General features: G+C 72.5%; 3 protein-coding genes and 2 pseudogenes. 3 read left to right on the plus strand and 2 right to left on the minus strand.

Annotated elements, in window-relative coordinates; genetic code table 11:
• A pseudogene (locus tag ABT297_RS42745) lies at positions 1–387 on the plus strand (hypothetical protein); the annotation flags it as partial.
• 92 nt (positions 388–479) lie between these two features.
• Here the strand turns inward: ABT297_RS42745 and ABT297_RS42750 are convergent.
• A complete protein-coding gene (locus ABT297_RS42750; protein ID WP_350559864.1) occupies positions 480–1004 on the minus strand; it encodes an NUDIX domain-containing protein in 525 nt (174 codons plus the stop codon).
• Complete coding sequence (locus tag ABT297_RS42755) at positions 1004–1786, minus strand: IucA/IucC family C-terminal-domain containing protein (protein ID WP_350559867.1); 783 nt, start codon at positions 1784–1786, stop codon at positions 1004–1006. Before ABT297_RS42755 ends, ABT297_RS42750 begins: the two co-directional genes overlap by 1 nt.
• A gap of 359 nt (positions 1787–2145) precedes the next feature.
• On the opposite strand from ABT297_RS42755, the pseudogene ABT297_RS42760 reads away from it, so the two are divergent.
• Both ABT297_RS42760 and ABT297_RS42765 read left to right on the plus strand, forming a co-directional pair.
• Positions 2146–3114: pseudogene (locus ABT297_RS42760) on the plus strand (helix-turn-helix domain-containing protein); the annotation flags it as partial.
• A 114-nt stretch (positions 3115–3228) separates the two neighbouring features.
• Positions 3229–3674, plus strand: a 446-nt coding sequence (locus tag ABT297_RS42765; RefSeq protein WP_350559870.1) for an HAD family hydrolase, incomplete at its 3' end; no start/stop codon positions are given.

Consider the following 3674-nt stretch of genomic DNA (forward strand, 5'->3'; position numbering starts at 1 on the left):
CGGAGGACGGGCCGTAGCCGCCGGCCGACGGGCCGCCGGGGCCGTACCCGCCGCCCGCTGACGGGCCCGGGCGGTTACGGCGACAACGACTTCGGCCCCAGCGCGGGCAACGGCTACGGCCCGTCGGCCGGCGGCGGCGACTACGACGGCCCCTACGCCGGCCGTGGTGGCTACGAGCCGCGCGGCGGGTACGCGCCGGCCGCCGGGTACGAGCGCGACGGCTACGAGCGCGCTCCGGAGCCCCCGCGCGCCGGCAACGGCTACAGCGGCGGCGGCGGCGAGTACGAGCAGCGCGGCGGCTACGGCCCGAACGCCGGCGCCGGTGGCGGGGATGACGCTCGCCAGCGGGGCAACAATCGCCGGCCGCTGGACTGGCTGGACGACTGACCGGACGGGTCTACGAACGAAGCGGGCGGGGTGGCCGGGTGGCCGCCCCGCCCTCGTGTTCGATGCCGCCTCGTCGCACACTCACGCAACGGTCACGCGGGGCTGATCAAGTGCCCGAACTCGGCGTGCAGGGTCGACCCGGTCGATGCGGCCGTCAACGCCAGTTCGAGCCGGCGGTACGCCGAGGGCCGAAGGTTGGGCCCCGCGTCGGCGAGCGTCGCCCAGCGAAACCCGGTCAGCTCGTCGCCGGCCGGGCGGATCGCCGTGGAGGGATCGAGCACACCGCCGTCGAAGACGAACTGCACCTGATCGCTCCAGGGCCCCCGGCCCGGCGTCCAGTCGACCACCAGGAGGCGACCGACGGCAAGGTCGAGGCCGAGTTCCTCGCCGACCTCCCGGGCGCACGCCGCCGACGGGGGCTCGCCCGTCTCGACGATGCCGCCGGGGATATCCAGGAACGGCTTGTAGTTCGGCACCACGAAGAGGATGCGCCCGCCGGGGTCGCGGATCAGGGCGCCGCTCGCCACGGTCTTGTGGGCCATGCGCCCGGCCACGCCGGCGTGAAACTCCCGCTCCGGCTCGCCGTCGAGTTCGAAGTCCGCGCTGAAGTCGTTCATCAGTGCGAGCGGATGCAGCAGGTGGTGCAGACCTTCGGCGTCGGTAGCGTGAAGGCCAGGCAGCAGGTCCGCCGCTGGATGTCGAGGCCGCCGCCCGGGTGTGGAGCCAGGTCGACCAGGTCTTCCGCGTCGAGGGCGGTCAGCAGCCGGTTGGCGATGTCCATCGTCGGGCCGGGCAGGGAGTCGGCGGCGCGCGACAGGCCATATGCCACGCCCGAGGCGACCGAGCCCCACAGCGTCCGCCGGCCGATCCGTGCCCGCTTGCGGAACTCCTCCAGCAGCGGGTCGAGGTGCGCGTCGACCAGCGATCGGCGCAGCACGCCCAGCAGCTCGGCCTCGTCCTCGACGATGAGCAGGCCGGGGGCGTCCGTCGCCACGATCGGGTCGGTGGCGATCACCGCCGTCACCGGGGCCCTCAGCGCGAGGGTGACGAACGGCTGGCGGTCGGTGTACCGCACCAGCACGTGATCCGGCGTCATCAGCGGCACCCGCCGGGACGCGGCGAAGCCCAGCACCGCCGGCAGGGCCAGCCAGTAGGAGTAGCACTTCCAGGCCAGCGCCGCCGCAGCGTGCGGCTGGGCGCTCCAGCGGCGCGCCGCAGCGTCGAGCAGGTCGGTGACGTCGAGTTCGTCGGCCAGCCGCCACTGCGGCCCATCGGGTCCGACCAGGCCGGGCACCAGCCCCTGGAGTGAATCTTCACCGTGCCGGGTCCGCAGCGCGTCGAGCGTCGCGACCACCGGCCCGAGCGGCTCGACGCCCTCGCGGCTGATGAGCGCGGTCACGTTGGGTCGCCGATCTGGGCCGGGGACACGGCGCGACGGCACCGCGCGTCGAGGCGCGTCCTGTGCGGGCGGTTGGTGCTCACCACCGTTGCGTACCCCCAGATGTGCTTACCAAGCGCCCACGATACAGCTATTAGGTAAGGCTAACCAGCCTTCGCGTGTCGGACGTCAGCGGCGCCGCTGTTATGACTTTGTGTAATCATGCTGGAGGCGGGCGGTGATCGAATTGCGTTGATCAACACCGATGGGGCGGTGTTGTCAACCATTTTGTCAGGAATCCGTCCGGCTGGCCTGGTCGACAGCCGGACTCGTGGACACTAATCGGACAGGGGCCGTCTCCCTGTAGGGCTGGACCGGACATGACCACGAGCGACCCCTCTCCCGTGCCACGGGCGTCGGAGGCGTTCGTCGCAGAGTTCGCGCGGTGGCGCGTGGAGCGCGGCATGTCCAAGAAGCAGCTCGCCGCCGCCATGGGCTTCGACGCCTCGTATGTCAGCCACGTGGAGGCCGGCCGGCACCGCCCGACCGAGGACTTCGCGCGCCGCGCCGAAGCGATCCTGCAGAGCGGTGGCGCGGTCTGGCAGCGGTACAAGGAGTACGACGAGCTGCGGGCAACGGCGCGCAGCCGGGTCGGTGTGCCCGGGCGCGACCCGCCGGTGCCGGATCAGTGGCTGCCGCCCGGAACGGGGCTCGTGGTCGAGCGGGAGACCGCCCGGCTCTCCTACGTCGACGGCAAGTACCGGTGCACGGTCCGCCGCGTGCTGTACAACGCCGGCACGGAGCCGATCACGCGGTACCTCGTGCGGATCTCGGTCGACCGCTACCCGGACGACCCGGCGCGCTCCAACCGCCACCACCACGACCACCCGCTGTCGCTCGAGGAGCTGTCGCTGGTGGCCTCGTGTGCCGGTGAGCCGATGGAGTGGCGGGCCAAGACCGACCGCGACACGCTCAAGGAGCTGTGGCTGCTCTTCGAGAACGCGCAGGGCCGCTTCCCGCTGTACCCCGGGCAGCGGACCACCATCGCGTATACCTGGCACATCGGCATCGACAAGTGGGGCAACTGGTTCGAGCGGGCGATCCGCCTCCCGACCCGCCACCTTACCGTCGAGGTCGAGTTCCCGGCCCGGATGCGCCCGGTGGTCTGGGGCGTGCAGACGTCGCTGTCGGCCGAGGAGGTGCCGCTGCGCACCCCGATCACGCAGGAGCTGTCGGAGGACGGGCGCGCGGTCTTCTCCTGGCACACCGAGGCGGCGACGCTGCACGACTACTACCGGCTGGAGTGGCGCTTCCGCGGCAGCCGGCCGGAGGGCGCGGTGGAGGAGCCCGAAGATCGGGTCGACCCGCCGTACGGGTCGCAGAGCACGCACGACGTGGACCACCAACTGTCCGCGTGAGGACCGCAACCGAGGCACGCCACGGCCGTCGCTACGATGGCCCGCGTGGCGGTTGCGGTCCTGTTCGACCTTGACGGCACGCTCATCGACAGCGAGCCGATCTGGGGCGCGGCGAACACCGGCCTGGCGCGATCCCGTCGCGCCGAGGTCACCGATGAGCTGCTGCGCAGCCTGAGCGGGCTGGATGCGACGCTCGCGATGCGCCGCATCCACCGGCAGCTGGGCTGGTCCGGCTACGACGTCCAGGACGACGTGGCCTTCGTGCAGCGGCAGGTCCGTGAGGCGTATGCCCGCGGCGTGCACTGGCTGCCCGGCGCCCGGGAGCTGATGGCCGAGGCGCGCGCCGCCGGCCTGCACACCGCGCTGGTCACCTCGACGTACCGCGAGCTCGTGCGGTACGTGCTCGCGGAGGCCGGCCCGGACGCGTTCGACGCGGTGATCTGCGGCGAGGTAGGGCGCCGGGTCCGGCTTCGGGCGGTGTCCGTCGTCGC

Source organism: Dactylosporangium sp. NPDC000555, assembly GCF_040300025.1.
Taxonomy (GTDB): Bacteria; Actinomycetota; Actinomycetes; order Mycobacteriales; family Micromonosporaceae; genus Dactylosporangium.

Excerpts from the sequence above, each read along its gene's own strand:
- ABT297_RS42750 (WP_350559864.1), bottom strand. The coding sequence starts at position 1,004 with ATGAACGACTTCAGCGCGGACTTCGAACTCGACGGCGAGCCGGAGCGG.